This is a genomic window from Bartonella sp. AA23NXGY (genome assembly GCF_042197165.1).
Lineage (GTDB): Bacteria > Pseudomonadota > Alphaproteobacteria > Rhizobiales > Rhizobiaceae > Bartonella.
The window spans coordinates 1-6803 of sequence record NZ_JBHIRO010000031.1 but is presented as its reverse complement, the minus strand read 5'-3'; the positions used below and the strand labels follow the sequence as shown (position 1 = coordinate 6803).

The window sequence follows — 6803 nt, the reverse complement described above, 5'->3', positions numbered from 1 at the left end:
ATGAAGTTTGAGACATTGAATTATGCTATTCAGGATGTTCGGAAAGAAGCAAGACAAGCTGCTGCTATTGGTCTAGCAGTATCTAATTTGAGCTATGACGATACACCGGGAAAATTAAGTTTTTCACTTGGTACGGGTGTATGGCGCAGTCAATCTGCACTTGCTATTGGAGCTGGTTATATGTCTGAAAATGGAAGATTTCGCTCTAACGTATCTGCAACGAGTGCTGGGGGACATTGGGGTGTAGGTGCTGGATTTAGGGTAACACTGAATTAACAATAGAAAATTCGAAATAAATTTTCCTTCTCTTATCAAATGCGTTACATGTGCCATTTAAAGAGAAGGAAAGTTATTTTCATCATAAATGAATAGCAATAGAAGATAAGGGCGTATTTCGAGTAAAAATATATTTTTTGTGAAATTTTATATGAAAAAATCATTTATCACCTCCAAAAGGAATTATTTGAGTAATCGATATTTATTTTTAAGAGCGTTCTGCCTTCTTGTCTCATCAGACAAGGGTAAAAATTTTATAAGAAGTGATATTTTACACAGAAATTCATAGAGTAGTATACTTGTAAAGTTTTATAATAATGTATTCTGTAATAATAATCTTAGTGGGACTAATTTTAGTTACAGTGAAACATTTTAACAAAAAAACTACAAATGCAGAGGGATGTTTTCATATAAATTAACAGAGTACGTGTAACCGCACAATATTTGAAAACTATACAGTTTATAATTTTATAATAGAAATATCCACGAGGGGTGTTCTTAAAGAAATAAAAAGTCTCATTTTTTCCTTGCTATTTTTTAATAATCTGTATAGAGTCCGAAAAATTAATTAAAAGAAACTAGAAATCTTCTCGCAAAGCGGGGTGCGGTAAGCTATGGCAAAATTACAAAATCACAATCATCTAATTTCAAAGAGCTTTAAGAGATTCAAATATAAAACTCAGGGATATCTCGCTTATTTTCACGAAAAAAGCGCAATAACCCTACAAAAAACGCTCTAAATTACTCAACAACAACTTAACTCCCTTGCGCAATAAACATTTTATTGCCTCTTAAACACACAACCCCTAATAATAGTACACAAATATGTTTTTTCTACACTTTTTTCACCTTTCTTCACCTTTAAATTTAAAGGCTCTGCTTAAGAAAAACACCCCTCCTTAAAGGGGGATAAATAAAAACCACATTAATTGGACTATCGATCAACGTCGACTTCTATCTCATTGATATCTTAGATAGTCCTCTTCCGCATTATGACAACCCTAATCTTTTATAAAACAAAAAAAACAATCTCTGGAGCTGAGTAGCACCGGAATATGTCTTTTTGATGTTTTAAATATCTTTTTTTACTTAGAGGATTTATTATGAAAAAAATATATACCACACCACACACGCTAGCAGTGAGTAATTTAAAAAATTCTTGCTCGTCTTATCGATTACCTTTTATTAAAACGCTTTCATTAGTGTCAGTAGCTGTCTTTTTATCAAATGCTTCTCCTGTTTTTGCTTGTGATCTTTGGGGTAATGTAGCACAGTATTTTGGCGGAGGTACAAATATACGTAAAAGTATTGCGCCAACCTATATAATTAACGGTAAAATATATAGAGATGTTGGTTCTGCGCTGTATGGTTTGGAGAATTATGTCGCTGAAACCAGGTATGATAAGCTTGTTAAGCAAGATAGCTCAGGGCTTATTACAATTGGTGCGGACGTAGGTGGTAATAGAATAACTATCGCAAATAGCTCTCATGGATTGAGGACTCTTACTGGTGTTGCTGATGGTTGGGTTTCGCCAATCTCGTATGATGCAGTCAATGGTTCTCAGCTTTTTTCCCAAGGCATCAGTACTGCGATCTCTTTTGGCGGTGGTGCTGGATACGATAGAAAAGGAAACTGGATAGCTCCTACTTTTACAGTTAAGGTCTTTGATAAAAATGGTAATGGAGCTGAAAAGGATTATAAGAATGTTGCGGATGCCTTTACTGGCGTAAGTAGTTCTTTCACGAATCTTGATGCAAAGATTGAAAATATTAAGGTAGCAAGTAATAGTCTTGTTAAGCAAGATGATACAGGACTTATTAGCATTGGTGGAGAAGTAAGTGGAACTAAGGTAAGCATTGCAAACGTTGATAATGCAGTTCGGACTCTTTCGGGTGTTAAGGCTGGTTCGATTACAGCAGCGTCCACTGATGCGATAAATGGTTCTCAACTTTATTCCATGAGCAATGTAGTCGCAGGCTATTTTGGCGGTGGTGCTGGCTATAAAGATGGAAACTGGAGTGCTCCTACTTTTACAGTTAAGGTCTTTGATAAGGATGGTAATGGAGCTGAAAAGAAGTATACTAATGTTGCGGATGCCTTTACTGGCGTAAGTGGTTCTTTCACAAATCTTGATAAAAAGATTGAGAATATAGTCATTAATGGGACAGGTGATGATCTTGTTAAGCAAGATGATGCCGGACTTATTACCATTGGTGGAAAAGTAAGAGGGGTCCAGGTAAATATAGCAAATGTTGATAATGTGGCACGGACTCTTGCGGGTGTTAAGGCTGGTTCGATTACAGCAACATCGACTGATGCGATAAATGGCTCTCAATTTTATGCCATGAGCAATGTAGTTGCTAGCTATTTTAGTGATAATGCTGGATATGATAAAGATGGAAACTGGAATGCTCCTACTTTTACAGTTAAGGTTTTTGATAAAAATGGTAGTGGGACTGAAAAGAACTATAAGAATGTTGGGGATGCGCTTTCTGGTGTAAGTAGTTCTTTTACGAATCTTAATCAAAAGATCGAAAGTGTGACAGGTGATAGTTTTGTTAAGCAAAATAGCGCTGGGCTTATTACGATTGGTGGAGACAAGGGTGGTGATAGAATAGATATTGCAAACGGTATTAATTTTCCACGAGTTATCTCTGGTGTTAAAGGGGGTGCATTTACGGCAACATCGACCGAAGCAGTAAATGGTGGTCAAATTTATTTGATGGCTCAGACATTTGCAAGTTATTTTGGCGGTGGTGCTGGCTATAAAGATGGAAAATGGTCACATCCTACATTTACAGTTAAAGCCTTTGATAAGGATGGTAATGCAACTGAGAAAAACTATACTAATGTTGCAGATGCGTTTTCTGGCGTTAATAGTGCTTTCACAAGTTTGAATGAGGAGATTGTTAAGATAAAGAATAAGCCTGGTATTGAAGAAAGGGAACACATCCATCAAGACGGTGATTTGAATGATATTATTTCAGAAGGCTTTCCTTTTATGAGAAGCTTACCTAGTGCTTTAGGTAATGTGAAGGTTCCAACTACGATAACTGTTGCTCCTAAATCACCATTAAAACAAGTAAGTTTTATGAGTAGTGAAGGTGAAAGCCGGCGTCTTTTTGATATTGCTGCTGGTGAGATTTCAGAAACGTCGACTGATGCTATAACTGGTTCTCAGCTCTATTCGATAAACAACCAGATTGCTACTTATTTCGGTGGTGGTTCTGGATATAAAGGTGGAAATTGGAGTGCTCCGACTTTCACAGTTAAAGCCTTTGATAAGAATGGTAAGGAAACTGAGAAAAAATATACTAATGTTGCAGATGCATTTGCTGGCGTTAATAGTGCTTTGGCAGGTTTAAATGAGCGGGTTATGAACGGTATTGGTGAAACAGAGGGTAAACCACAAAATGGTGATCCTTCGGATGTTATTTCAAAAGGCTTTCCTTTTATGAGAAGCGCACGTTTTCTAAGAAGCTTACCTCTTGCCATAGATGAGGAAGAAAGCGCCATAGATGAGGCGGATAATTCAACCACGGTAACTGTTGCTCCTAGTGAAATTTTAGAAAAGTCAACTTATGAGGTGACTGACAATCAGTTTTCACAGATGAGTAACAGGGTAACAGGCGTTGAAAAAAAGGTAGACAGCTTTACAGACAGGGTAACAGAAGTTGAAAACAAGGTGAATGTTGCGGTTAGCTATGATACCGATGATAGCGGAAAGAAAATCAATAGCATCACTCTAAAAGGTGTCGATGACAGTGAGCCTGTTTTGATTACTAATGTTAAAGATGGAAAAATTGAACATGGCTCTAAGGACGCAGTGAATGGTGGTCAGTTATACGATCATACCGCGGAGCAGATGAAGATTACTCTTGAAAGTGCGAAAAAGTACACGGACGATCAAGTCAATAATGGTGTTAACGAGGCAAAATCCTATACCGATATGAAGTTTGACGCACTAAGTTATGATATTACGAATGTGCGCAAAGAGGCAAGGCAAGCAGCAGCGATTGGTTTGGCAGTCTCTAACTTACGTTACTTCGATGACCCAGGATCTGTGAGTGTTTCATTTGGTGGCGGTTTTTGGCGTGGACAATCTGCCTTTGCGATTGGTGCAGGTTATACATCTGAAGATGGCAAGATTCGTTCTAATCTATCAGCAACCAGTGCTGGCGGTCAGTGGGGTGTAGGTGGTGGAATAACTCTGAAATTAAAATAACACCAGAGAATATGAAAAACTACAATTTAAGCGAAGTTTCGCCCTTGTCTTCTTAGACAGGGGCGAAATTTTATATTATAGAGAAGTAATATTTTACAGAGAAGGCCATAGAGTAGTATTTATAAAGTCTTATAATAATTAAAGTCTTATACCAATGTATTTTATAGTAATAATCTTAGTGAGATTGATTTTAGTAAGAAGTAAAGCACTTTAACAAAAATTTTACAAATACAGAGTAGTACTCTCAGTGCGTAATTGCGCAGTATTTTAAAACTGTACGTTCTATAATTTCATTGATAGAAAATATCCATTGGGGGATACGTTTAAAAATTTAAAAATCCTATTTTATTATTTTATTTATTTGCTCTGTACATAGCAGTAGCAATCATGAGGCACGCAACAGCAGCAATTATTAGTAAGACTCATTTTGATCAAAATGGGACACTTAAATAAAACTATGAAACAGAATCTCTAGACAAGTCTATAGTGCATGGAATCTATGAGTTTTAAAGTTATAAGGATATTTCACGGTTATATAAATCGGAAAGACTCATTCTGTAAAAATAATTAAATTCATTTTCTTCTTGCTATTTCACTCAATAGTCTATAACATCACAAAATATTCTTTAGTAAGACTCATTTTGGCAAAAACAGAAAAATGCTCGCAAGGGGGGGCAGTTGATTATGAACAACACACACAATCATCCTTATTTTACTCTAAAGCTTAAGAGTATGCCGCTTATCCCTGCGATAAAAGCGTAATAATTTCACAACAAGTACTCTAAATCATTCAGCCAACAACTTAAACTCTTCCCCTAATAATACCTTACAGCTTCTTAATCATATAAAATGAACTCTTTTACTTTTAAAATTATAAACCGCAGACCTAACAATAGGGTGCAAGTATGTCTTCTTCATACCTGTTTTTCACCCTCATCCAGGAGTTTTGTTGCAAAAAAAGCACCCTTCTTAAAGGCGGAAAAAATAAAAAACCCATTAACCACATCGTTTATCAAGATTAATTGCAACCTTGCTAGACTTCTAATTACTTCTGTTCGCCTCTGCGGCAAACTCAAACTTTATAAAGAACAAAAAAATCACGTCGTTAATCACTCCTAACACTGAAATATGACTTTTTAATGTTCTAAATATGTCTTTCCTATTTGGAGAATTTGTTATGAAAAAATTATATACCACACCAAAAGCGCTAGTGGTGAATGATTGTAAAGATTCTTGCTCGTTTTATCGACGGCTTTTTATTAAAGCGTTTTCATTGGCTTCAGTGATTATATTTTTATCAAATGTTTCTCCTGTTGCTGCTGCTACTCAGATTTTAAATAACATATCAAACGACTTTAGTGGTGGTACAAATGCGCTTAAAGGTATACCGCCAGCCTATGTAGTTGGCAGTAAATTGTATAGAGATAGTGGCTCTGCATTTGTGGAGGGGGAGGATGCTCCCAAGAACTTAAGTCTTAATATTAAGTTTCAGACTAAAGCTGCTTTTGATACTGCATTTGCAGGTACGGAAGGTTATAAGAATGTAGAAGGTTATAAAAGTGTTGCGGATGCATTTTCTGGCACTAATAGTGCTTTGGCAGCTTTAAATCACCAGATTGTTGAGATAAAGGAACCCCATGCTATTGGGGAAAAACAAGATAATCCATCTCAAAGTGATGATCAGCATAAGAACACAGGTAGCTTTTCTCTTTTAAGAAGCTTATCTCGTGAACTAGCCCGAGCGGATGATGCAAGTATGGTAACTGTTGCTCCTACCTCACCATTAACTCAAATAACTATTCGGAATAGTAAAGGTGAGACACGGCGTCTTTTGGATGTTTCTCCTGGTGAGCTCTCAAAAACGTCAACCGATGCCGTTAATGGTTCCCAGCTTTATACGTTAGGCACTGGGGTTGCAAAATCTTTAGGTGGTAATGCTAAGTATGAGAATGGCACGTGGAATGCTCCTACATTCAAGGTTAAGCGATTTAATCCTGATGGTGATGTTACTGATTCGACTTATGACAGTGTCGCGTCTGCCTTTGCCGGTGTTGGTGATTCTATCACGAATATTAAAAATGAGATTAGCAAAGAAATTGCTGGTGAAAAGAGTGATTCTTTAATCTGGAGCCAAACGGCGAATGCCTTTGTAGCGACGCATGGTGAAGAGAATACAAGTAGCAAGATTACGTCTCTTAAAAATGGAGACATTAGTAGAACGTCAACGGATGCTGTAACGGGTAATCAGCTTCATGCTCTAGGTGATAAAGTTGCACAATCTTTAGGTGGAGGAGCTAAGTA

General features: G+C 36.8%; 1 protein-coding gene and 3 pseudogenes. All 4 read left to right on the top strand.

Features of this window, described 5'->3' with window-relative positions; all coding sequences use genetic code 11:
- The coding region (locus tag ACFINY_RS09025; protein ID WP_375612590.1) for a YadA-like family protein at positions 1 to 276 on the top strand (276 nt) is incomplete at its 5' end.
- Positions 277 to 1379: 1103 nt separating this feature from the next.
- Positions 1380 to 2663, top strand: a pseudogene (locus ACFINY_RS10015) (hypothetical protein); the annotation flags it as partial.
- A 750-nt stretch (positions 2664 to 3413) separates the two neighbouring features.
- Positions 3414 to 4502 (top strand): annotated as a pseudogene (locus tag ACFINY_RS10010) (YadA-like family protein); the annotation flags it as partial.
- 1177 nt (positions 4503 to 5679) lie between these two features.
- Positions 5680 to 6803: pseudogene (locus ACFINY_RS09015) on the top strand (hypothetical protein); the annotation flags it as partial.